The organism is Acinetobacter sp. WU_MDCI_Abxc222 (assembly GCF_025514755.1).
Lineage (GTDB): Bacteria > Pseudomonadota > Gammaproteobacteria > Pseudomonadales > Moraxellaceae > Acinetobacter > Acinetobacter geminorum.
On sequence record NZ_JAHPVG010000021.1, the window covers coordinates 1 to 22,970 of the forward strand.

Sequence of the window (22,970 nt, forward strand, 5' to 3'; positions counted from 1 at the left end):
CCATGTGAGAGTAAGTCATCGCCAGCTCATTATTCCAAACACCCCCATTCCAATGAATGGGGGTGTTTTTTTATGCGTGAGAAAAATATATTTGTAGGGAATAAATATAAAATAGTAAGCTATGATTTGAATCTTTAAATTTAATAGAAAAAACTATACAACCGAAGGGTAATCAATTAAACAAAATTAAAATAGAACAAGCTCCTCCTAATTAACTTTTTATAACAAGATTTTGTGTCTGACTTTATATTGGAACCATGTTTGATAGAATTAATTTAATAAGATTATTTTTATAATTGGAAAAATCTCTTTTTTCTTCTACAAATTTCAGTTGGATATGTATGACAAATGGAGACTATATGTTATAAATGTTGAATAGGCATGATTTTTGCTTGTTTTATGGAAAATGAAATATATGAAATTATCTGTTGGATTGAAAGTAGCGAATTCTCTATCGTTAACACCTCAATTGCAGCAGGCGATTCGTTTGTTACAACTCTCTAGTTTAGAGCTTGAACAGGAAATTCAGATTCAACTAGATAGTAATCCTTTGCTTGAAAAAATAGAAGAAGAGTCGTTAACGGAAAGTCTGTCTACATTAGAAAATAAAGAATCGGATGATTTAACAACGGAACTAAATGCAAACCATTTGCCTGATGATTTGCCCGTTGATACTGAGTGGGATGATGTTTATACCCATCAATCAACAGCTTTAGCTACTCCAGAATTTGAAGAGCGGGAAGATAATCGCCAAGTTCAATTATCTCTTAAGGAACATATTTTAGAACAAGTTAATCTTTTGCATTTTTCTAAAATTGATCAATTAATTGCTTATTGTATTGTTGATGCATTAGATGATAAAGGTTTCTTGGATGCTGAAATTGAAGAAATAATTTTAGCTGCACAACAATTATTGAATGAAATGGATATCGAGGAGGAGATTGAGGAGGATGAAGTTTTAGTTGTCTTAAAACACATTCAACGACTTGATCCTTTAGGGATTGGTTCGCGTAATTTAGCGGAATGTTTAAAGATACAGCTAGAGTTTCTACCAAAAGATGTTGAATATCTAAACGAAGCAAAAAATCTATTACAGTATTATGAGCTTTTGATAGCTAATGATCTTAATAAATTACTTAAACAAACTGGTTTAACGAAAGACCAATTAAAGTTTGCAATCAATCTTTTAAAAACGTTAAAACCTTATCCTGGAATGGATTTTGATAAGCAAGAATCTGATTATCAAATTCCCGATGTGGTGGTTTCAAAAAAAGATTTACATTGGCAGGTTCAGTTAAACCCAGATGTACTTCCTAAATTAAGAATTAATTCTTTTTACTCTAGTATGATTCGTAGAGCAGATCAGAGTGAGGATAATTTATATTTACGTAATCAAATGCTTGAGGCGAAAAACTTTATCAAAAGCATTGATGAAAGGCATAAAACGTTATTAAAAGTAGCTTCTTGTATTGTGGAGCATCAAAAAGCCTTTTTGGAAATAGGTCCTGAAGCAATGAAGCCGCTAGTTCTTCGAGATGTGGCAGAAGAAGTCGAATTGCATGAATCTACAGTTTCTCGTGTAACTACAAATAAATATATGCTTACGCCTCGTGGTCTATTTGAGCTGAAATATTTTTTCTCTAGTCATGTAGGAACAACAGCAGGAGGAGAGGCCTCTTCTACCGCAATTCGGGCAATGATTAAGAAACTAGTCGCAAATGAAAATCCACGTAAGCCTTTGTCAGATAATGTAATTGCTACATTATTAAAAGATGAGGGAATTGAAGTGGCTCGAAGAACGGTCGCAAAATATCGAGAATCGTTACATATTCCTTCGTCCTCTGAAAGAAAAGTCTTGATCTGAATTTTGAAGTATGGCTATTCTAGAGATTCATTATGACGAAATAATGAAATTTCATTTTCACCAAGAGAGTAACTAAAATGGTTTAATTGTTCCTAGATTTCTTTTGATAGCATTAAATCGTTTTAGTTCTTCTTTAGATAACCTAAAAAAGGTGAGGGATAGAATTATGCAATTAACGATTCGTGGACATCATTTAGCAATTACACCAGCTATAGAAGAAAATATTAAATCAAAATTTAATCAGTTAACGAAACACCTAGATCAGGTGAATAGTATGCAAATTAAATTAACAAAAGATCATCAAATTGATAAGCGCTCTCATAAAGGTAGTTCGAACCATGTTGCAGAGGCTATTGTAAGATTGCCAGGAATTGAGCTGTTTGCTCAGGCAACTGCTGATGATATGTATACTTCAATTAAAAAACTAACTGAAAAATTAAAAAAACAATTATTAAAATATCGGAAAATGCAGCGCACTTATGCGCAAGTCGCTGTTTCTATTTAATAAGTTTTATATAATTAAGAGAGGCTTGAAAGATAGCCTCTTTTTTATTGATAAAATATAAACACGTACTGAATTCTTTGAAAAAGTTATAGTAAAATACTTCGTTTTACACCTTAGGTTGTGTCAGAGGTCTTTGCAATGAATAGTGAACAGCTCACTCAAATTTTAAAAGAAGCTTTCCCTGAAGCGGAAGTAGCGGTGAGCGGACAGGCCGGAAAATTTGACCTCCGTATTGTGGATGATCAATTTGACGGTAAGCGTACTGTTGCTCGCCAACAATTAGTTTATGCACCATTAAATACTTATATTGCAAGTGGCGAAGTTCACGCGGTGACAATTCGTGCAATGACCAAAGATGAATGGCGTAAAGCAAGCCTTTTCGGAGCTTAAATATTAATGGATAAATTTTTAATTACGGGTGGTGTTAAGCTCGACGGGGAAGTGCGCATTTCTGGGGCTAAAAATGCAGCTTTACCATTACTTGCTGCAACTATTCTTGCAGACTCTCCAATTACGATCACTAATGTTCCAAATCTTAAAGACGTAAATACTTTGGTCAAGTTGATTGGTGGGTTAGGGGTTACAATCAGCTATGAAAATGACACAGTAAAAGCTGATACCTCTACTTTAGATAATCAGTTCGCTCCTTATGAACTAGTAAAAACGATGCGTGCCTCAATTTTGGTTTTAGGACCATTATTAGCACGTTACGGTAATGCAAAAGTTTCTTTACCTGGTGGTTGTGCAATTGGATCACGTCCAGTTGATCAACATTTAAAAGCTTTAGAAGCTTTAGGTGCACATATTGAAGTTGAAAATGGTTATGTCCATGCTTCAGTTGAAGGTCGTTTAAAAGGTGGTGAAGTTGTTTTTGATATGGTTACCGTTGGCGGTACTGAAAACATCTTGATGGCTGCTGCACTAGCTGATGGTGTTACGACAATTCGTAATGCAGCTCGTGAACCTGAAATCACTGACCTTGCTCAAATGCTCATTAAAATGGGTGCGAAGATTGAAGGACTTGATACTGATACTCTTGTTGTAACAGGCGTAGAAAGTTTGCATGGCTGTGAATATGCCGTTGTAGCTGATCGTATCGAAACGGGTTCTTATTTGGCCGCTGCTGCAATTACGGGTGGTCGTGTCAAAACTACACATACCGATCCTGCATTACTTGAATCTGTTTTAGATAAGTTTGAAGAAATGGGTGCTGAAGTCACTCGTGGTGATGATTGGATCGAACTTGATATGTTAGGCAAACGCCCTAAAGCCGTAAGTTTTAGAACTTTGCCACATCCAGAGTTTCCAACAGATATGCAAGCTCAGCTTATGGCGGTAAACGCTATTGGTCGTGGATTTGCAACTATCTCTGAAACGATTTTTGAAAATCGTTTTATGCATGTTCCTGAATTGTCACGTATGGGCGCTAATATTCAGGTTGAAGGTCATGATGCTGTCGTAACTGGAGTAGAAACTTTACAGGCTGCACCTGTAATGGCAACGGATTTGCGTGCTTCGTTCTCTTTAGTTTTAGCAGCTTTAGTTGCAGAGGGAGATACCTTAATTGACCGTATCTACCATATTGACCGTGGTTATGAGCATGTCGAAGAGAAACTTCAAGGTTTAGGTGCCAAAATTAAGCGAGTAAGTTAATGAATGATGTAAGAAACGATGATCCTAATTTTGATGTGATGGGCAATTTTGATCATGGTTTGACCTTGGCACTCAGTAAAGGCCGCATCTTAAAAGAGACGTTACCTTTACTAGCTACTGCGGGTATTAATTTGCTCGAAGATCCGGAAAAGTCCCGTAAACTGATTTTTCCTACTACGCATAAGCAAGTACGTATTTTAATTCTACGTGCATCTGATGTACCTACCTATGTAGAGAATGGCGCAGCAGATCTAGGTGTAGCAGGTAAAGATGTGTTGATGGAACACGGTGCTCAGCATGTATATGAGCTACTTGACCTGAAAATCGCTAAGTGTAAATTGATGACTGCTGGTAAAGTGGGGATGGAGCGTCCAAAAGGCCGTTTAAAAATTGCCACGAAATATGTCAATCTTACACGTCAGTATTATGCAAGCCTAGGTGAGCAAGTCGATGTTATCAAGCTCTATGGTTCTATGGAGCTAGCGCCTTTGGTCGGTTTGGGCGATTACATTGTGGATGTTGTTGATACTGGTAATACGCTAAGAGCGAATGGTCTTGAGCCATTAGAGGAGATTTGCAAAGTCTCTTCACGTTTAATTGTAAATAAAGCCAGTTTTAAACGTAAGCAAACTCTATTAAACCCAATCATTTCACAGCTCGAGCAAGCTGTTCAATCACGTTAAAAGCAATTTCCCATCATGCTTTTGTGATAGTTGCTTCAGATGATGCCCACAAGCGCTTAGAAAAAGAGTAAACTTGTTTTTTCTTTTTCGCCTTGTGGGTAAATTGATGCGACGTTTATCGACTCAAGATCAGAACTTCAAACAGGTTTTTGCTGAGCTTTTAGCATTTGAAACCGTGAATGATCTTAATTTAGTGCAAACAGTAGATCAAATTATTGCTGATGTTCGTCAGCATGGTGATGATCATGTTTTAAAGCTTACTCAACAGTTCGATCGACATCCTGCGCATCAATTTTCAGATTTAGAGTTATCTCAACAACAGCTTAAAACTGCTTTTGATAATTTAAGCCCAGAAATTCGCGATGCTCTTCAGTTAGCAGCAACTCGTATTCGTACATTTCATGAAGCTCAGAAACAAGATAGCTGGACTTATGTAGATGATTTGGGCAATACATTAGGGCAAAAAGTCACGCCTCTAGACCGTGTGGGTATTTATGTGCCAGGTGGTTTAGCATCTTATCCGTCTTCAGTTTTAATGAACGCTGTGCCAGCCCACGTTGCTGGTGTACCTGAAATTATTATGGTTGTTCCTGCGCCAAACGGTGAATTAAATCCATTGGTTCTCGCGGCGGCTTACCTTGCGGGAGTTAGTCGAGTATTCACTATTGGGGGGGCGCAAGCAGTAGCGGCTCTTGCTTATGGTACTCAGACCATTCCACCTGTAGATAAAATCACTGGTCCGGGGAATCGTTTTGTAGCAGCTGCTAAACGTGCTGTGTTTGGTCAAGTCGGCATCGATATGATTGCCGGACCTTCTGAAATTTTAGTATATGCAGAAGGTGAGAATAATGCAGATTGGTTGGCTATGGATGTTTTATCACAAGCTGAACATGACACTGTGGCTCAAGCTATTTTTATAACTCCAGATGAAGCTTTGTTTAATGCAGTCGAGTTGGCAATTGAAAAGCATTTAAATGAATTGCCAAAGGCAGATATTGCAAGAACTTCGATTGAAAACCGTGGTGCTTTGGTATTAGTCAAAGACCGTGCAGAAGCAATCGAGTTGATTAATCAGGTTGCCCCAGAGCATTTGGAGCTGTGCTTAGATGATGCTGAAGCCATGAGCGAAGAGATTCGTCATGCTGGAGCAATTTTCATGGGACGTTATACACCTGAAGCAATCGGTGACTATTGCGCGGGTCCAAACCATGTATTGCCGACATCTGGAACTGCCCGTTTTTCTTCTCCGTTAGGTGTTTATGATTTCCAAAAACGTTCAAGCTTGATTATGTGTTCAAAAGATGGGGTTAAAACGTTAGCTAAAACAGCCGACATATTAGCTGTCCAAGAGAACTTAGATGCTCATGCACGCTCAGCTCGCTATCGTTATCAATAAGCTTATAAACCTTGTAGTTTTTTAATTATTACTCAGGGCTGATTTTCAGCCCTTTTTTGAGATAAGACTATGACTGTATCTACAGCACAAATGCGCTTTTGGAGTCCAGAAGTTCGTGAATTAGAACCTTATGTTCCGGGTGAGCAACCTAAAATTCAGAATTTATTGAAACTCAATACGAATGAAAATCCATATCCGCCATCACCAAAAGTAGTTGAAGCGGTTCAAGCTGTTTTAACTCAGCAAGCTGATGCCTTGCGTTTATATCCAGATCCAGATGCAACAGCTTTAAAGCAAGCAATTGCTAAACAACAGAATATTGAGGTATCTCAAGTTTTCGTTGGTAATGGCTCAGATGAAGTACTTGCTCATATTTTTAAAGCATTTTTCCTTCAAGATGAACCGATTCTTTATCCAGATATCACTTATAGTTTTTATCCAGTTTACAGTCAGTTCTTTGGAACAAAAACTAAAGAAATTCCGCTCAATGAAAATTTTGAGATTGAAGTTAAAGATTACGCACAACCAAATGGTGGGGTTATTATTACCAACCCTAATGCTCCAACAAGTATTGCACTAGGCTTAGCCGAAATTGAACAAATTTTAAAAGCTAATCCAGATCGGGTGGTTGTCATTGATGAAGCTTATGTTGATTTTGGTGCAGAATCAGCGGTGAGTTTAGTAAATCGCTATGAAAATCTGGTTGTGTGCCAAACAACTTCAAAATCTCGCTCTCTTGCGGGTTTACGCGTTGGCTTTGCGATTGCTCAGTCTCATTTAATTGTGGCTCTTGAAGCTGTCAAAAATAGTTTTAACTCATATCCTATTGACCGTTTTGCAATTGCAGCCGCGGTAGCTTCTTTTGAAGATCAGGCTTATTTTGAGGAACAATGTCAAAAAGTTATTTCTAGTCGTGAAAAATTAGTCGATAACTTAACTGCTTTGGACTTTAAAGTTTTACCTTCTAAAGCAAACTTTATTTTTGCTTCTCACTCATCGCATGATGCAGGTCAGCTTGCCCAGCAATTGCGTGAACAAGGTATTATTGTGCGCTATTTCAATAAGCCTCGTATTAATCAATTCTTGCGAATTACTGTAGGAACTGATGAGCAAAATGAGCGTTTAGTACAGACATTAAAACAAGATATTCTCTAAATTTTACTCTGCTGTGCTGTTCATCAAGTTCAGCATAGCAGAGATTTTATCAAGGCTTTCTTGATATTCTGCCTCTGCATTTGATGCAATTGTAATACCTCCACCAGCCCATAAAGAAAGCTGATTCTGATATTGTTGAAAGCTACGGATAAGAATATTCCAGCGACCTGTTCCATCAAAATTGAAATACCCTAATGTCCCGCAATATGCACCTCTTGCTTCTTCTTCCAACTCTTCAATAATTTGTATTGCCCGAATTTTTGGGGCACCTGTGATTGAGCCTCCGGGTAAGGCTGAAAGCAACATTTGCATAGGATTGATATCGTCTTTAAGAGTCGCAACGATCTCACTTACCATGTGATGTACTTGATTAAAACTTTCAATCTCGAATAGTTTTGTCGTTTTTACAGATCCTGTATTGGCATAAATGCTCAAATCATTACGTAATAAATCGACAATCATCACATTTTCAGCTTGGTCTTTTTGAGAGTTTTTTAAGGTTTGTTTAGAAATATAATCTTTTTCTATATTTTCATAGCGAGGCATTGTGCCTTTAATAGGTCTAGTTTTAATTTGTTTATTTTGATTAAATTCGATGAAAAGCTCGGGAGAGCAACTTAATAACTCAAAATCATCTAATTTTAAATAACCTGCATATGGAGCATTTGTAAGTTTCCATAGATCTTTAGCTTTATTTAATAAGGATCCTGAAAATTTAGCTTTAAACTCTTGAGTTAAATTAATTTGATAGCAGTCTCCAGCCTTAATATATTCTTGTATTTTATAGAAAGCATCGAGGTATTGTTTTTTAGACCATCGGGGTTGAATGGTGGTTTTTAATTCAAATATATTTTTAGAGTTATCAGAAATAAAATTTTGTATTTTATTTTCAATATATGAGAATAGCTCAAGAGCATCTGCTTCATCACTAAAAAAATACCAGTCATTATCTATATATTTTAAAAAAGAACGATATTGGCCTATGAATAAAGAAGGTTGTATATGATTTTTACCATTAATAAATTGATGCGCACTGAAATCATAACTGATAAAGCCAATATAACCCCCCATAAAACTTGTTATAGTCTGAATATTATTTTTTGAATTAACTTCTTTAAACTGAATAAAATCTATTAATTGGTTTGGTTTTGATATATTTTTATATTCATCAAATTTTTGACGCTCAAATTCTAAATAATTTTCATCTTGAATTAGAATATATTGTTGAGGAAGAAATCCAATAATTGGATTGTTGTTATCATTTAAATAAATAAGCCCATTTAATCCGTCTAATTTTTTTAAAATATCGGCAGCATTTTTACCATGTAAAGAGATTTTTTTCTTTAACTGAGACATTTTTAAATAAGAGACAGCGGTTAAGGAGAGAGTAATTAGTTTACTACAAGTTGTAGTTCATCAATAGAAAGTCTTTTAACTGATAATCTTTTTTGCTGATAAAATGAACGAAAATTTAACTTAGGATTTATGGTTTTTAGCAGGGTTTATTAAGAAAAACTTGAGCGTACCGTTTGTCGGGTAGTTGGCAAAAAATGCACAACACTAGTTGAACAAAAATTAACGTAGATGTAATTTAGTAATTGCTAAGCAAACCTACTCAAGGATTGGAAGTTTCGGTTGCCATATAAAGAAAAATGCAACTTGAGACAATGAGAGTGGTTAAGTCAAAAAATAAATGCTCTTGGGAGAGTGCTCAATGAAAATGTTTACTAAACTTGCTTTAGTTTCTTCTTTAGCTATCAGCGCAAATGCAATGGCAATGCAGTCAATGGACGATGCTGCGCTTAGTGCTGCTACAGGTCAAGATGGTATTAATATCGGTATCGCTTTAGGTACTGGTGGTATTTCTATCGACAAATTATATATTCACGATAACGATGGTTTAGATCCTGCTACAGGTATTACTGGTGCTGCAGCAACTGCCGGTGCAATTACAATCACAGGTACAACGGCAACAGGTGGTAAAGCGATCACTCTTACTCAGGTAGATGCAACAAAGAACTTATTAGATCTTAAAATTGATAGCGTTGGAGCATCTGGTGGAAATGGCGCGTTTTTAAACGTTGCAGCAAATGTAGGTGCAGTTAATGTAAAAGTTGGCTCTATTGGTGTTGGTAGTTCTGGTACTTTAAATGAAACTACTGCCGTACGTGGTATTACAGAAACTGCACCAACTGAAATTCTTTCTGGTTTAGATTTATCTTTAGGTGCAATTTCAGCTAATGTTCAATTAGGTGCTACACCACAAGGTGCAATGATTAAAGTTAATTCGAGCTTGCAAGGTGGTTTAACTCTATCTAACCTAGGTATTAATGATGCTGCTGGCGGTGGTAAAATTGTCCTAGATAAAGTTATGGTCCGTGGTGCTGGTAATACAACTGGTAACTTAGATGTGAATGCCGACATTTCTGTTGTACCGACTGGGTTGAAGATTCAAAATAATAGTACTCAAGGCATGAATGTATACGCACAGGGTATTCGTTTGGGTTCAAACACTGCTGCTTCAATTGGTGACGTTGAAATCCAAGGTATTAATGTTGGTACTTCTACAATTACAATCTCTGGTCACTAATTTAAAAGTTTTAATAAAAAAAAGCGCGTTTAATACGCGCTTTTTTTATTTATGAACTCATCTAATTTTGTTATATAAAAATATATTTTGATTGATAGAAACAAGCTATTAAATTAAAAATCAACGTAAATTAAGCATAAAAGTCTCTCTATTTTTATAAAACTAAACGTTCATCAAAAAAAATTAAAAAAAGGCTGTTTTTTACAGAAAAAAAAGGTATCTTCAACACACAGGGATGTAGAGCTATTGCTCTAAGAATAAAATGAATAAGGCCGGTTAGGCCACCATTTAGAACAAGTGCTTATGTTAGAGATTGCTTTGGGCTCAGCATTGATATACTACTTTGCGACAGAAGCCTTCGAAATAGAAAAAAAGCCACCGGGAACTGTTTATTATACAGAGACAGCCGATTCACGTAATTTATCATTTCGCCGAAATCATATTGAGCCTGTAACGATTAAGCCTGCGATTGAAGATCAATTTCGCGGTATTGTTCGACAAGCCTATGACTATAGCTGTGGTTCAGCTGCACTTACAACTTTGTTGAATGGTTATGTGGGTACAAGCTTAACTGAGCAACAAACAATGAGTGGTTTACTTCAGTATGGCGAATATCAGCGGATTATTGAACGCCGTAGCTTTTCACTACTTGATATGAAGCGGTTTGTAACTGCTATTGGTTTAGATAGTGGCGGCTATCGTGGTGAGTTTTCTGATTTAGTTAAACTAGGCCAGCCCGCAATTGTTCCTATTTCATATGCTGGTTTTAAACATTTTGTCGTATATAAAGCTTATAAAGATGGACGAGTATATGTAGCCGATCCTGCTTTAGGCAATATCAGCTTTGATGAAAATCGTTTTAAAGAAGTTTGGGATAATAATACTTTATTTGTTATTTCTGTCCCTGAATCGCAGCGTAAAGACTTATTGACATTAAAAGATGCTGATATGCGTCATGTGGAAGATGCAACTGTTAACCGTTATGCCTTTGTGGATGTGCAATATCCAACATTTAATTATGATCGTTTAGCAAATAAAGCCTCAACAATGCGAAGGGTTCTGGATAATGATAGTCACTCTTCCAATCATAATCAGCCGATAGAAACTTATATGCGTCTTTACTACAAGCGTAAGTAATGAAAATTTGATTTAGTAAAATAAATAAATTGGGTGGGAAGAAATATGAATAATCGATGGATGAAGATGAGTGTATTGGCATTAAGCATGAGTGCTATTACAGGTACACTTTATGCGGATGATCAAGTTGTACAAGCAGGTGTACAAAATAGTACAGCTGTTTCCGAAACGACTACAGTATCAGACATAACGCCAACATCAAATTCAGTGCAAGAAGGCGCAGTAGATCCGACTAATGGATCTACAACTACTGAATCTGAACCTACATCAGCTAATCCAGAAGCGAATCAAGCCGCGACTGCTTTACAGAAAAAAGAAGGAGATGCGAGCCAAGAGACCAATTTACAAGAAGTTTTTACCTCGAATGAACGACAATATTCATTAATAAAAAAAGGCGAAATTTCTACATATTATGATCTCGATTACACCTATTACCGCGATAGTATTTTAGATTTAGCATTAGGAGATGATAATTCTAGTATTAGTCGTTTGAGTATTAGGGAAGATGCTCAGCATACATTGACCAACAGTTTTACAGCTCAATATGGTGTTTTAGATAATTTAACACTTTCAGCAACTGTACCTCTCGTTGCTAAATCTGATATTGCTAGCGATTCAGATACTGCAGGGTTGGGGGATATTTCTTTGGGAGCCCGTTGGGAACCTTTCCCATTGAAACAAGGGCGCTTACCTTTAGTTTTGTTTGGTAGCGTTTCTACTAAAACTGGGGATAGTCCATATGAAGTTGCTCAAAATGAACTTTCAACTGGTAAAGGTTATTACTCTGTAGGTTTAGGAGCAAGTACTCGTAAATATATCGACCCGGTGGTTTTGTTTGCATCTGCTTCTGCCAATTATGGTTTTAAAGAGACTGGTTTAAATCAGGTACGTGGTAATCGTATTTTAGAATCTTTTGATCCTGGAATCAGTGGTGGCTTCTCTTTCGGTTTTGCCTATTCCTTTAACTATGATGTGTCATTAACCATGTCTTACCAACAAAGCTTTAACTTAAATTCAGAGTTTCAGTTTGCAAATGGTGAATCATATCAGTCGCCAGATCAGAGTAGTGCTGTGATGGCTTTTGCTTTGGGGGTGCGTGTTTCACCTGATACGATTGTTAACGGTACAGTTGGCTTTGGTTTAACAGAGGATGCGCCAGACGTTTCACTTGGCTTGTCATTCCCGCTAGATATCTTAGGTTTGCGCAAAAAATAAAAATAAGGAGATAGGCAGGTGAAATATCCTAAATTATGTCCTTTAACAGTGGCAATTGTGATCTCTGGTTTTTCTAGCTTTGCCAATGCTCAATTAGGACAAAACCTAGCTGTAGATATTCGTTCATTATCGATGGGGAATGCTGTAACAGCAGATCCACCAGGTATTAGTGCTGTTCATTTTAACCCTGCAGCGTTAGCCAAGATTGATGGGCTACAAACTGATGTACAGGGTATTCTTGCTAATTTTGATATCCAACGCGAGTTTTCAGCCCCGCCTGGCTATAATATTTTTGGTTATTCGGATGATCCTCTTGTCTGCAATGATGGACCAGAAGTTACTGCTAATATTTGTACAGATTTTAAAGGGCCAGTGCGTGGCGATGTTGAATACGCTAGCTTGTATGTCCCTATCCTTAAAAAAATGGTCGATTTAGGTGAAGGTTATCCACTAGTTGCTCCTACTGCAGGAATTGCCTACAAACCACCTGGCTCAAAAGTAACTTATGCAACAGCGATATATGCACCATTGGTTGCTGGTTTTGGTGCAGAAAATGGAAATGCTGGTAACTATATGGGGCAGCAAGTTGCAGTAGAGCGAATCACATATTTATCCCCATCTTTTGGTTTTCAAGTAAATGATCACTTATCAATTGGTGCCTCAATTGGTATGTCTTATAACGCACTAGCATTGAAAACTGATCTTCGCTTTCCAAATGAGATGATTGGTGTCTTGCGTATGGTTGATGAAGTGGTTTGCGCACCATTTAAAAATAATAATGACATGATTACCGACTTATTATTATTTGGTATGTGTAATGCTCAGGAAGGAATGAATCCATTTAATAAAATGGGAGCTTTACAAGTTTCATTGGAGCAGTCTTTAAGTCCAAGTTATAACTTGGGCTTATTGTGGGAACCAACAGATGATTTTGGCTTTGGTATGGTTTATCAAAGTTCAGCCAAGATGCGTATGAAAGGCAAATACTTAATTGATAATGCTAAAGCACCTCAAGAATTGATTAAGGGATTGAATTCATCTGCTACTGGTCAAATTCTAGCTAGAATTTTAGGTCTGCCTGGTTATGTACCTGATATTGAATCAGGTTTAGTTGCAATGGATTTAGAGTACCCTGCACATTTTCAGGCAGGTATTAAGTACAAGATATTGCCAGACCTACAAGTGAACTTTGATGTTGGATGGACAGATTATTCGGCATGGGATAAATTTAAATTTGAGTTTGATCGTCAGATCTCATTACTTAAAGTAGCAAAACTATTATCTAATGATGTGACCGATAGCTCTTTAGCATTACCCTTAAAGTTTACCTCACCGTGGAGTTGGGGAATTGGTTTAGAGTATTCAGCAACAGATCGTCTAAAATTGCGAGCTGGTTATGAGCCGCGCGCCAGTGCTATTCCTAATGACAAACGAAATACTATGGTTCCAATTAACAATGCACAGTTGTTTGGTTTAGGATTAGGATATCGTTTTGATGCAGATACGGATTTAGACCTTTCAGTTGGTTTCTTACGCAGCCGAGACAACATACCAGCCTGTACAAGTACTTTATCGAATAAATGCGGTGTCGATAATATCTTATTAAATCCTTATGCGGGTTTAGATGTAAAAACAAATACTAAAATTACAGTGCTTGGTTTGAGTTATAGAACAAAATGGTAAGACAATATAAATGGATGTTTCGCCCTAAACTTGCTATCTCAATTTTATGTGTTGCGATGGCAAGTGTCTCTGTATCTTATGCAGACGGTTTTTATACGATTATAGGTCCCGATGGGCGTCCTATGATTGTACCGAGTAAAAAAGTTGATCAAAAAAGACAGATACCTCCTAGAATGGAAATACAATCCCAAATTCCATCTAATAAAACTATAATTGATCCAGCTCAAAAAGTTTCTAAAGAAAAAACTATAGATTCACCAAAAAAAATCGTGCAACCTACACAAAAGAAATTAAATACTGCACCGACTGCACCGACTGCACCGACTGCACCGACTGCACCGACTGCACCGACTGCACCGACTGCACCGACTGCACCGAGAAAAGCCCAAAATACTCAGCCTACTTCAGTAAATAGTCATGAATTAAAAACACCTAATGAAAATGTAAAACTTCAAACGGCGTCTAATAATGAATGGCAGAAACAATTACTTTTAATTCCACCCCCGATCAAAAGTACTTCACAGGCTTCCCCTGAGCCAACTTCTTCAAAAGATAAGTCTAAATTTACTACTATTGATGGCATAGAATATGTAAATAGTGAATATCTAGAAGACCAAGAGTTTAATTTAGAAGGAAAAAAGCGTTTTTATATCGTGCCAGATGGATTAGGCAGAACTGAGTCAATAGAACGGAAAAAAGGTCTAAGTCGATCAACATTGGATCAGCTTTTTAATCGCCATACTCAAGATGCAGAGTCGGCAGTAGTATTAGCGCCGACGTATATACGTTTATCTTCTCAAGATTTAGAAGCAACTTTTGAACAGGATAAATGTTTTATTAAAAATTATAATAAATCAATTAAAAAGCTCAGTATAAATAAAGAAGTAAATTTGTGGCCAAGAAAACCTCTCAAAGAAAAGTTTGAGTATGAGTTGATAAAGCTTGATCCTTCAATTCAACATTTAAAACTTATGTCATTCGCTGCTAGTAATGAGAGACCTTTATATTATTGGCCTTTGGTTATTTTTTTAGATGATAAAGGGTGTATCTTGGAGGGAGTGAGCGGATTTAAGAGTAAATCGTATCCTTCTACTCTGTTACAACACGCATCAATTCAAGGTGTTTTAAAATTACCCCCGTCTGCGCACTACATGATGTTGACGCCATTATCCTCTGCCGTAGATGTTGCAGAAAATGAGTTAACGAATCAGGGACAAATTCAAATTTCGGTATTACGTTAAAAATAAGTAGGATATCTAATGAATAAAAAAGTTTTATGGCCTTTTGCACTTACCACACTGGCATTGATGCTAAACGGATGTGGTGGTGGTAGTTCCACAATAAATGAGAATCCTACAAATGGATCAGGAGGAGCTACTGCTAATGGAAGTTGTTCCGTAACAAACAGTGATTGTCTACAATTTTCTTTAGATTACCCAATAGCGGGTATTAATTTTACCTGTAGTAGTGCAGCGAATCTAAGCTTTGTTACTAAGGCTTCTGGAAATAGTGTTATCGGATCTTGTAAAGCCGGCGATACTGCTAGTTTTTATTTGCAAGATGCTAAAGCTACAAAAAAAATTGAACTAGGTTCTGTTAAGTTAGACACTGTTTCAAAAATTCAGATGACTGTTCCGCCACGTTTGAAAGTCATGGATATGGCAATAGGATTAACTGGCCAAACTCCAACATCACTTAATCAGAGTGACCCTACAGTGCGGGTTGCAATGGCATTGGTAAAACTCTTTCAAAGCATTGGCTTAGAGAGGGGAGATAATGTTGCTGGTGATTTGCAGCTAACCCAATTTACCGATGAGAAGAAAAATACTTTAAATATTTTAGTTCAAAATATTACAGCTACAGAATGGAAAAATGGGGCCTATGCCAATATTTTGAAACCATGGTTAGATGTAAGTCCATTATCAGATACGCAAGCTTTTGAACTAGTAACCCAATTGGCACATTTAAGTTTAGTAGGACTATATCAATCAGATTATATTACTTTGGCTAAACCTGATTTTGTAGCTGAAAATTTTTATGGTTGTAATTTAACTAATTTAGCGGATTGCCCAAAAAGTGGGGTTAATACCCAACATATGTTTGGCAATTTGTTCTTATTATCCGATCGTCAGGGATATACCTTTGGTTATGGCTTACAATGGAAAGGAACAAGTACGATCGCCAGTGAAACAGCAATTAGTAAAGTATTCAATATCTTTACAAAATCTAAGCCAACTCAAATGGTTGCGGATTCTCAAACTACTTGGCTTGATCCAATAAAGACAGAAATTAAATCAACACAACCATTCCGTTTAAAAACTTCTAACAATACAAATGAAGATTTAGTGATTTATCAAGGCAAATTATTAAATGATTCGCTTATTGCAGGACGTGATAGTTCATATTTCGGGTTGATGAATACCAAAACTCCTAATCCTCAGCAATATGCTTTATGGAAACAGAGTGTTGATAACCAAAATTTTAATGGTTCCATGGATATTTATAAGGTTAGCCCTGCGAGCTATCTTTCTAATCAGATCTTTAAAACTGCTAATAATGTCAAATCTGGTCAAACTTATATTTTCCCATTATATGCAACTCTAAACTTTAAATTTGATACAGCAGGAATTGCACCTATTGATTTGGGTATTGTAGTTGATGAAAATGGAGACATTAGAACAGATATTAAACCTAATGCTACTGCAACGGATATGTCTGGTCAGTGTGGAGTGGTCTCAAATACAAGTTTGATTGATAATAATGGAGTTCAGCAGCATAGAATTGGTACAACAGGAGGAACAGAGTCGGCCACCAACGATAAGTCAATTACAGTGAGAATGATTTTTGGAGTACCTCAATTAGGGAATTTAAATGGCATTGTAGTTGGCCTAAATTCAAATGTTGTTCAAAGTACCTCTCAAACTGGTAGTCAAACTTTACTTGTAAGTGGTGCAAAAATTAACGTTGCGAATTTATTACAAGGGCAGGTCAGTGGTGCAAACCTTACGACCTATACAAATACAACAGTTTCATGGTTAAATCCATATGCTTTCTATCAGCAGGTATATAATAATATTAAAGATATTTCACCTGCTCCGACCGAGGCTGAAAAAGCTTTAGGTCAGCGTATGGCTGGAACTGTAACACTGAGAACAGCTGATTGTTATCAGATTAAGACTAAATCTTAAAAATAAGAGACAAATAAAAAGACCGCTTAGCGGTCTTTTTATTTGTCTAATTAATTAACCCGTATGGTCTAAGCGAGTCCCCAAAGTTTCAAGATGTGTTGGGAACACTTGTTTTTTACGGTCTTCAAAATAATGTCTTAAAGTGTGTTCAACACTAGGAAAGGCGAGTTCTCCCCATGGAATTTCATGCTCTTCAAATAGACGACTCTCGATGCTTTCTTCGCCTGCACCAAAAATGCCATCTTTCAGCTGTGCTTTGAAAAGAACATAAATTTGACCAATACGCGGAATATTGTACATGCAATAAAGTTGTTCTATTTCTATCTCGGCTTCTGCTTCTTCACGAGTTTCACGTGCTGCACCTTGTTCCATGGTTTCAAATAATTCCATATAACCAGCAGGTAATGTCCATAAGCCATAACGAGGTTCAATCGCACGACGACAGAGTAATACTTTGTCTTCCCATAACGCTAAGGCACCGCAGATTACTTTGGGGTTTTCATAATGAATATTTCCACAATGAGTACAAACACGGCGTACTTTATGATCACCTAAAGGAATTTTTTGTTCGGTTTTATGCCCACACGCTACACAGAAACTCATAATTATCATCGAGTATAGAGATGCCTCAGCATAACTGAATTTTTAGACTTACGCATCAACTCTATTCCCTAACTTTGATTTTCAGATATGATGCAAAGAGAGACAGAATAATAGGTGAATGGTATGGAAGAGCACTTGCTAACACAAAAGTTACAGCAAAGATTGCGCTTTTCCACCCGCATACAAGAAGCACAAGCAGCAGTACTCATTGCAATTACGAATGAAAATGATCCAAAGGTACTGCTTACACGCCGTTCAATACATATGAACAACCATGCGGGGGAAGTTTCTTTTCCTGGTGGAAAGCGTGACCCCAGTGATACGAGTAATATTGTTGTAGCGCTAAGAGAAGCTCAAGAAGAGACGGCTTTAAATCCGTTTGATGTACAGTTGTTAGGTGATTTGCCGATGCAGCGTGCAAGAAGTGGTTTGTCTGTAAAACCCATCGTTGGGCTTATTCCCCCTGAGGTGACTTTAATACCTCAGCCTACCGAAATTGATCGAATTTTCTTTGTCCCGTTACAGCAACTTATTGAAACGCGTCCGACACCCTATGAAGTACGGTATGCTCATCAGTCTTTATATTTTCCAAGCTTACAGATTGATAATGAAATTATCTGGGGTTTAACTGCTCGTATGTTGGTTGCTCTGTTTAAATATGGATTGGGTTATCAAAAAGATTGGCCATTTTTACTTAACTCACCAACCTTTGGAATGCCAAAGTTTTCTCATAAAAAATAAAGATCAGGATTGATAAATTATGATGTATAGCTATCAAGGACAGCACCCCAAAGCATTACATGAGCCATGGGATGGCTGGGTTGCTCCAACTGCAACGCTAATTGGACAAGTAGAGTTAGGCCGTCAGGTCAGTATTTGGTTTGGTGCAGTAGTTCGTGCCGATAACTGCGTAGTTCGAATTGGTGATTTTTCTAATATTCAAGAAAATTCTGTCTTGCATACCGATGCTGGACTTGAGCTAAATATTGGTGAATATGTCACAGTCGGTCATAAAGTCATGCTGCATGGTTGTACGATTGGTGATAATAGTTTGATTGGTATGAACGCCGTAATTTTAAATCGGGCTGTGATTGGAAAAAATTGTATTATTGGCGCTAATGCTCTAATTCCTGAAGGGAAAGTAATTCCAGATAACTCAGTGGTGATGGGTTCACCTGGCAAAATTGTCAAAACTTTAGATGAAGATGGCGCTGCAAAAATACGTTTGAGTGCATTGCATTATGCTGAGCACTTTAAGAACTATGCAGATTTAAAAGAATTCCACTTTTAACTCTTTTTTAGAAAAATATTTTTATGCCAAGCACAAGCTTGGCATTTTTATTTAGAAAGAGAACAACTCGCCTATCAGAGCCGAGTGGGGTATCATAACCCTCGTTTTTAATCTGATTTAATACTAAGGTTGTGCATGAAATTGCTGGCGTTGGAAACTGCAAATGAGCAGTGTTCTATTTCATTAGTCGATGAAACCCAAGAACTGTTTTTTCAACTCGATACGCGGGCGAAAGCACAAACCCAGACCATTTTGCCCATGATTGAGCAGGGGCTACAACAAACAGGTCTTGAGGTTGCTGGTCTAGATGCGATTGCCTTTAGCCGTGGGCCGGGTTCTTTTAGTGGTGTTCGCATTAATGCAGCTGTGACTCAGGCGTTGGCATGGTCACAAGATTTACCCGTAATTCCCGTTTCTACATTGCAAGCTTTAGCTCAAGCGGCATACAGACTTGAAGGTTTGAAACAAGTGACTGCGGTTCTCGATGCGCGTATGAACGAAGTTTACATTGCAAGTTATGTTCTAGATGAGCATGGAATTATGCAATGTATTGATGAAGAAAAATTAATGGGCTACGAGCCAGCTGCTGCTTACGCAAAACATTGCTTAATTGGTTCGGGCGCAAAGTTACTTCAAGCTGATGCAGAGCATCAAACAATCACTGCAACTGCACAAGACATTGCTTCTATTGCACGTGTTTATGCAGAAGAAAAGCAGTGGGTTGATGCTGAACATGCTTTGCCAGTTTATTTACGTGATGATGCATGGAAAAAAATAGCAGATCAGGGTAAAGCAAAATAAAGGCGAATCATGCACATATATTTTGAATTAGATTTTCAACAACAAGCACAGCACTACCAAGCTGTGCTTTGTTCTAGAGGTGTGACTGTAGATTTGCAGTTAGTTGAAAAACTGAATGCACGTTTTCTGCGTTTAAATCCTGAGTTGGCACTTTGTGTGGATGAAAACGGGCTATGGTTATCTGCAAATGGCATGAAAATGCAGCCCGACTGGAAAGCCGAAATTTCCCGTTTAAAACGTGCAAGTCTTAAATCAGAAATGATTGCTCGGGCTTGTCAGTTAGGTGAAAAACCAATACTGGTTGATGCTACAGCAGGCTTGGGTCACGATAGCTTACTCATGGCTTATTTAGGCGCGCAAATACAATTGGTTGAGCGCCATCCAATTTTATTTACTTTACTTGAAGATGCAAAAGCACAAGCTGAGCAAGATAGCTTTTTAAGCCAGTTTATGGATCGGATTCAACTAATCTTTGCTGACTCTGCAAGTTATTTACAACAATTACAGCAAACAGCTCAACTAGTTGATGTGGTTTATCTAGATCCGATGTTTCCACAGCGTGATCAGAATCACCAAGCAATCAAAAAACAAGCTCAAGTAAAAAAACAGATGCAGCTTTTACATCTCCTTTTACCCGAAGATGGTGAGATGGATTTGGGGGATAATTTGCTGGTTTTGGCACAGAAAGTTGCTAAACGTGTAGTCGTTAAACGACCGCGCCATGCTATTTTCTTGGCGAATCAAGAGCCAGCTCATCAATGGCAAGGAGATGCTTGTCGTTTTGATGCGTATTTTCAGTAGGCTTATGTAAGGTTAGGTTTTATTGCTTGAATAATGCACAAATATATGTGATATAGTTCAAAAGCATGATTGCTAAAATTCTTAGCAGGCATACACTTAAGATGCCTGTCAAAAACGAAATTTTTGAAAACCTTTTATGATTGATCTTAAACCCTCCATTAACTTTTGGCATGATTTTAAAAGCAACCAAATTGCCGGAATGTGGCTGTTTTTGGGGTCAAGACGTTCTTTACAGATTGTGCATCCATCTATTCTTCAGCTTATTGTCTGGGGAATTTTAGGAGGATGTACTAACTCTCTTTATAGTTGGCTTGTCGCTGGTCAAATCGGTGATTTTAATTCACAAGGTTTAATTGGTTATGCACTTTGGCCATTCATTGCCTTAATTGTTGGTATTTTCTTATCACAGCGAACTAACCAACCTCGTTTAATGCTAGTTCCTGCTTTACTTTGGCTAGTTCTAGATACAAATATCTTATTAATTCAATGTTTAATTCAGTATTTGGGGTCTAATGGTTATCTCAACTTTATTCCCGATGCTATTTATAACGGAATTTTACCGAGCTTATTTGTAGCTTTATTCGTGTGGCAAAGTTTAGCGGTAATTTGGGTTTTCTCACGTGAGCTTAAATGGCCATGGTGGGAACGTGCATTGGTTATGGTTGCGACTATTGCAACGATGGTGGTTTGGCAACTTTCTGTAAAAGATCAACCGATTTGGAAAGTAGAAGATACGGCTCCTACATTTGCTGAAGATGCTTTTTATGCGCAAAGTAAACTATTAAATGATTCTTTAGAGCAAGTTCAATATGGTGAGCTCGCCAAAAGCCATTGGTACTTTTTAGGTGTTGCTGGCGATAGTTATCAAGATGTTTTTAAATCGGAAGTGGTCCGTATTAAAGAGCAGTTTGATACACGTTTCGGAACGATTGGTCGCTCAATGATGCTGGTCAATAATCCAGATACGCGAACAGAAATTCCGATTGCCTCTAAAACCAGTATCGAGTTAGCCCTACGCCGTATGGGCCAGCAAATGAACCGTGATAGCGATGTCCTATTTCTATATATGACTTCACACGGTGAACAAAATCACTTCGAAATTGAAAATGCGCCATTAGATTTAGGGCAAGTAGACCCGAAATGGTTACGTGAAACACTGGACAAATCCGGTATTCGCTGGCGTGTGATTGTTATCTCAGCCTGTTATTCAGGAAGCTTTATTCCTGCTTTACAGTCTCCTGATACTTTAATTATTACCGCATCGGCTGCTGATAAAACTTCTTTTGGATGTAATAACGAAGCTGACTATACCTATTTTGGACGAGCTTTCTTTGATTTGGCTATGCGAGAGCAATCGTCGATGAAAGATTCGTTTAACACAGCTAAGCAAACGGTAACCAAATGGGAAGTGGCTCAAGGTGTTGAACCTTCAGAACCTCAGTGGATGATCGGTAAAAATATGGAACTTATGCTACCTCAATTGGAAAAGTATCTATTTCCTCAGCAAAATACGGGTAGTGTAGATATTGCTCAAACAAAAACAGAGGCTAAAAACGATGCAACTCCTGCAAAAAAACCGCTGCTTTGAGGGTGAGCAGCGTATATACCAATTTGAATCTTCTTATTTAAAAGGGCCTGCTAAGTTTGGTGTTTATTTACCACCGGCAGCTTTAGAAGGTAAAGCTTGCTCAACTTTGTTTTACTTAGCGGGTTTAACGTGCACAGAAGAAACCTTTGCCATAAAAGCACATGCTCAGCATCTGGCAGCACAACTTAGTCTTATTTTGATTACACCTGATACTTCTCCACGTGGCGAACAGATTGCGGCAGGGGATCATTGGGATATAGGTCAAGGTGCAGGCTTTTATATTAATGCCACAGAAGCACCTTGGTCTGAGCATTATCAAATGGAAAGTTATTTAATAGATGAGTTATATCCACTCATTTTAAAAAGCTTTTCTGTAAATGCTCAACAGGTTGGTATCTTTGGGCACTCAATGGGTGGCCATGGCGCATTGACTTTGGCTTTTAAATATCCTGACAAGTTTAAGTCGGTATCTGCATTTGCACCGATTTGCGCGCCAACTGAATGTGCATGGGGTGAAAAAGCTTTTAGCCATTATTTGGGTGCAGATCGTGATAGCTGGTTGGCTCATGATGCCACGGCTTTAGTCTCAAAAAATGGTGCGGTATTTAATGAAATTTTGGTGGATCAGGGGTTAGATGACCAATTTTATGAACAACTTCACCCTGAAAAATTTAAACAAGCATGTTTAAAGGCAGGACAGCCTTTAACTTTAAGACAACATGCTGGCTATGATCATGGCTATTATTTTATCCAGACCTTTATGGATGAGCATTTGCAGTTTCATGCAATCCAGTTAGAAAAAGTATCTGGCTAATTA

At 37.5% G+C, this 22,970-nt stretch carries 21 protein-coding genes; 19 read left to right on the top strand and 2 right to left on the bottom strand.

Annotated elements, in window-relative coordinates:
- Window positions 1-415: 415 nt before the first annotated feature.
- The 7 genes from KTJ10_RS17475 (at window position 416) to hisC (ending at window position 7,256) form a co-directional block, all read left to right on the top strand.
- The gene (locus KTJ10_RS17475; RefSeq protein ID WP_086265266.1) at window positions 416-1,864 is read left to right on the top strand and encodes an RNA polymerase factor sigma-54; all 1,449 of its coding nucleotides are present in this window, start codon (window positions 416-418) and stop codon (window positions 1,862-1,864) included.
- Between the two features lie 166 nt (window positions 1,865-2,030).
- Complete coding sequence (hpf, locus tag KTJ10_RS17480) at window positions 2,031-2,369, top strand: ribosome hibernation-promoting factor, HPF/YfiA family (RefSeq protein ID WP_262442518.1); 339 nt, start codon at window positions 2,031-2,033, stop codon at window positions 2,367-2,369.
- Between the two features lie 138 nt (window positions 2,370-2,507).
- A complete protein-coding gene (ibaG, locus tag KTJ10_RS17485; protein ID WP_002115399.1) occupies window positions 2,508-2,759 on the top strand; it encodes a BolA family iron metabolism protein IbaG in 252 nt (83 codons plus the stop codon).
- A 6-nt stretch (window positions 2,760-2,765) separates the two neighbouring features.
- Window positions 2,766-4,022, top strand: coding sequence for a UDP-N-acetylglucosamine 1-carboxyvinyltransferase (murA, locus tag KTJ10_RS17490; protein ID WP_199993488.1), 1,257 nt, complete (start codon window positions 2,766-2,768; stop codon window positions 4,020-4,022).
- The gene (gene hisG, locus KTJ10_RS17495) at window positions 4,022-4,705 is read left to right on the top strand and encodes an ATP phosphoribosyltransferase (protein ID WP_005071248.1); all 684 of its coding nucleotides are present in this window, start codon (window positions 4,022-4,024) and stop codon (window positions 4,703-4,705) included. The genes murA and hisG overlap by 1 nt, the downstream gene beginning before the upstream one ends.
- Window positions 4,706-4,811: 106 nt before the next feature.
- Window positions 4,812-6,101 carry a histidinol dehydrogenase gene (gene hisD / locus KTJ10_RS17500; RefSeq protein WP_199993490.1) on the top strand — a complete coding sequence of 430 codons (1,290 nt, stop codon included), beginning with the start codon at window positions 4,812-4,814 and terminating at the stop codon, window positions 6,099-6,101.
- 69 nt (window positions 6,102-6,170) lie between these two features.
- Window positions 6,171-7,256, top strand: coding sequence for a histidinol-phosphate transaminase (gene hisC, locus KTJ10_RS17505; protein WP_262442519.1), 1,086 nt, complete (start codon window positions 6,171-6,173; stop codon window positions 7,254-7,256).
- A gap of 3 nt (window positions 7,257-7,259) precedes the next feature.
- Here hisC and KTJ10_RS17510 read toward each other — a convergent pair whose 3' ends face one another.
- A complete protein-coding gene (locus KTJ10_RS17510; RefSeq protein WP_262442520.1) occupies window positions 7,260-8,612 on the bottom strand; it encodes an anthranilate synthase component I family protein in 1,353 nt (450 codons plus the stop codon).
- 358 nt (window positions 8,613-8,970) lie between these two features.
- On the opposite strand from KTJ10_RS17510, the gene KTJ10_RS17515 reads away from it, so the two are divergent.
- The 6 genes from KTJ10_RS17515 to KTJ10_RS17540 all read left to right on the top strand — a co-directional run bounded on the left by KTJ10_RS17515 (window position 8,971) and on the right by KTJ10_RS17540 (window position 17,069).
- The gene (locus KTJ10_RS17515) at window positions 8,971-9,846 is read left to right on the top strand and encodes a DUF6160 family protein (RefSeq protein ID WP_262442521.1); all 876 of its coding nucleotides are present in this window, start codon (window positions 8,971-8,973) and stop codon (window positions 9,844-9,846) included.
- 303 nt (window positions 9,847-10,149) lie between these two features.
- Entirely contained in the window at window positions 10,150-10,983 is an 834-nt protein-coding gene (locus KTJ10_RS17520) for a C39 family peptidase (protein ID WP_002115878.1), read from the top strand.
- A 45-nt stretch (window positions 10,984-11,028) separates the two neighbouring features.
- Window positions 11,029-12,198 (top strand): transporter, encoded by a 1,170-nt coding sequence (locus tag KTJ10_RS17525; RefSeq protein ID WP_216076534.1) that lies wholly within the window; start codon window positions 11,029-11,031, stop codon window positions 12,196-12,198.
- A gap of 18 nt (window positions 12,199-12,216) precedes the next feature.
- Window positions 12,217-13,881, top strand: a complete 1,665-nt coding sequence (locus KTJ10_RS17530) for an OmpP1/FadL family transporter (protein ID WP_170248464.1) — start codon at window positions 12,217-12,219, stop codon at window positions 13,879-13,881.
- Window positions 13,875-15,122, top strand: coding sequence for a putative pilus assembly protein FilE (gene filE, locus KTJ10_RS17535; protein WP_262442522.1), 1,248 nt, complete (start codon window positions 13,875-13,877; stop codon window positions 15,120-15,122). The genes KTJ10_RS17530 and filE overlap by 7 nt, the downstream gene beginning before the upstream one ends.
- Window positions 15,123-15,140: 18 nt before the next feature.
- Window positions 15,141-17,069, top strand: a complete 1,929-nt coding sequence (locus KTJ10_RS17540) for a protein FilF (protein WP_262442523.1) — start codon at window positions 15,141-15,143, stop codon at window positions 17,067-17,069.
- 54 nt (window positions 17,070-17,123) lie between these two features.
- Here KTJ10_RS17540 and KTJ10_RS17545 read toward each other — a convergent pair whose 3' ends face one another.
- A complete protein-coding gene (locus KTJ10_RS17545; RefSeq protein ID WP_002115876.1) occupies window positions 17,124-17,672 on the bottom strand; it encodes an NUDIX hydrolase in 549 nt (182 codons plus the stop codon).
- 114 nt (window positions 17,673-17,786) lie between these two features.
- On the opposite strand from KTJ10_RS17545, the gene KTJ10_RS17550 reads away from it, so the two are divergent.
- The 6 genes from KTJ10_RS17550 to fghA all read left to right on the top strand — a co-directional run bounded on the left by KTJ10_RS17550 (window position 17,787) and on the right by fghA (window position 22,967).
- A complete protein-coding gene (locus tag KTJ10_RS17550) occupies window positions 17,787-18,413 on the top strand; it encodes a CoA pyrophosphatase (RefSeq protein WP_014208431.1) in 627 nt (208 codons plus the stop codon).
- A 22-nt stretch (window positions 18,414-18,435) separates the two neighbouring features.
- On the top strand, window positions 18,436-18,963 hold the full coding sequence (locus KTJ10_RS17555; protein ID WP_080632626.1) for a gamma carbonic anhydrase family protein: 528 nt from the start codon (window positions 18,436-18,438) through the stop codon (window positions 18,961-18,963).
- A 135-nt stretch (window positions 18,964-19,098) separates the two neighbouring features.
- Window positions 19,099-19,764, top strand: coding sequence for a tRNA (adenosine(37)-N6)-threonylcarbamoyltransferase complex dimerization subunit type 1 TsaB (tsaB, locus tag KTJ10_RS17560; protein WP_262442524.1), 666 nt, complete (start codon window positions 19,099-19,101; stop codon window positions 19,762-19,764).
- A gap of 9 nt (window positions 19,765-19,773) precedes the next feature.
- Entirely contained in the window at window positions 19,774-20,565 is a 792-nt protein-coding gene (locus KTJ10_RS17565; RefSeq protein ID WP_262442525.1) for a class I SAM-dependent methyltransferase, read from the top strand.
- Window positions 20,566-20,701: 136 nt separating this feature from the next.
- Complete coding sequence (locus KTJ10_RS17570; RefSeq protein ID WP_032004344.1) at window positions 20,702-22,153, top strand: C13 family peptidase; 1,452 nt, start codon at window positions 20,702-20,704, stop codon at window positions 22,151-22,153.
- Complete coding sequence (fghA, locus tag KTJ10_RS17575) at window positions 22,122-22,967, top strand: S-formylglutathione hydrolase (RefSeq protein WP_238517514.1); 846 nt, start codon at window positions 22,122-22,124, stop codon at window positions 22,965-22,967. The genes KTJ10_RS17570 and fghA overlap by 32 nt, the downstream gene beginning before the upstream one ends.
- Window positions 22,968-22,970 lie beyond the last annotated feature (3 nt).

Coding starts and splice junctions, on each gene's coding strand:
- KTJ10_RS17475 (WP_086265266.1), top strand. CDS start 416: ATGAAATTATCTGTTGGATTGAAAGTAGCGAATTCTCTATCGTTAACA.
- hpf (WP_262442518.1), top strand. CDS start 2,031: ATGCAATTAACGATTCGTGGACATCATTTAGCAATTACACCAGCTATA.
- ibaG (WP_002115399.1), top strand. CDS start 2,508: ATGAATAGTGAACAGCTCACTCAAATTTTAAAAGAAGCTTTCCCTGAA.
- murA (WP_199993488.1), top strand. CDS start 2,766: ATGGATAAATTTTTAATTACGGGTGGTGTTAAGCTCGACGGGGAAGTG.
- hisG (WP_005071248.1), top strand. CDS start 4,022: ATGAATGATGTAAGAAACGATGATCCTAATTTTGATGTGATGGGCAAT.
- hisD (WP_199993490.1), top strand. CDS start 4,812: ATGCGACGTTTATCGACTCAAGATCAGAACTTCAAACAGGTTTTTGCT.
- hisC (WP_262442519.1), top strand. CDS start 6,171: ATGACTGTATCTACAGCACAAATGCGCTTTTGGAGTCCAGAAGTTCGT.
- KTJ10_RS17510 (WP_262442520.1), bottom strand. CDS start 8,612: ATGTCTCAGTTAAAGAAAAAAATCTCTTTACATGGTAAAAATGCTGCC.
- KTJ10_RS17515 (WP_262442521.1), top strand. CDS start 8,971: ATGAAAATGTTTACTAAACTTGCTTTAGTTTCTTCTTTAGCTATCAGC.
- KTJ10_RS17520 (WP_002115878.1), top strand. CDS start 10,150: ATGTTAGAGATTGCTTTGGGCTCAGCATTGATATACTACTTTGCGACA.
- KTJ10_RS17525 (WP_216076534.1), top strand. CDS start 11,029: ATGAATAATCGATGGATGAAGATGAGTGTATTGGCATTAAGCATGAGT.
- filE (WP_262442522.1), top strand. CDS start 13,875: ATGGTAAGACAATATAAATGGATGTTTCGCCCTAAACTTGCTATCTCA.
- KTJ10_RS17540 (WP_262442523.1), top strand. CDS start 15,141: ATGAATAAAAAAGTTTTATGGCCTTTTGCACTTACCACACTGGCATTG.
- KTJ10_RS17545 (WP_002115876.1), bottom strand. CDS start 17,672: ATGAGTTTCTGTGTAGCGTGTGGGCATAAAACCGAACAAAAAATTCCT.
- KTJ10_RS17555 (WP_080632626.1), top strand. CDS start 18,436: ATGTATAGCTATCAAGGACAGCACCCCAAAGCATTACATGAGCCATGG.
- tsaB (WP_262442524.1), top strand. CDS start 19,099: ATGAAATTGCTGGCGTTGGAAACTGCAAATGAGCAGTGTTCTATTTCA.
- KTJ10_RS17565 (WP_262442525.1), top strand. CDS start 19,774: ATGCACATATATTTTGAATTAGATTTTCAACAACAAGCACAGCACTAC.
- KTJ10_RS17570 (WP_032004344.1), top strand. CDS start 20,702: ATGATTGATCTTAAACCCTCCATTAACTTTTGGCATGATTTTAAAAGC.
- fghA (WP_238517514.1), top strand. CDS start 22,122: ATGCAACTCCTGCAAAAAAACCGCTGCTTTGAGGGTGAGCAGCGTATA.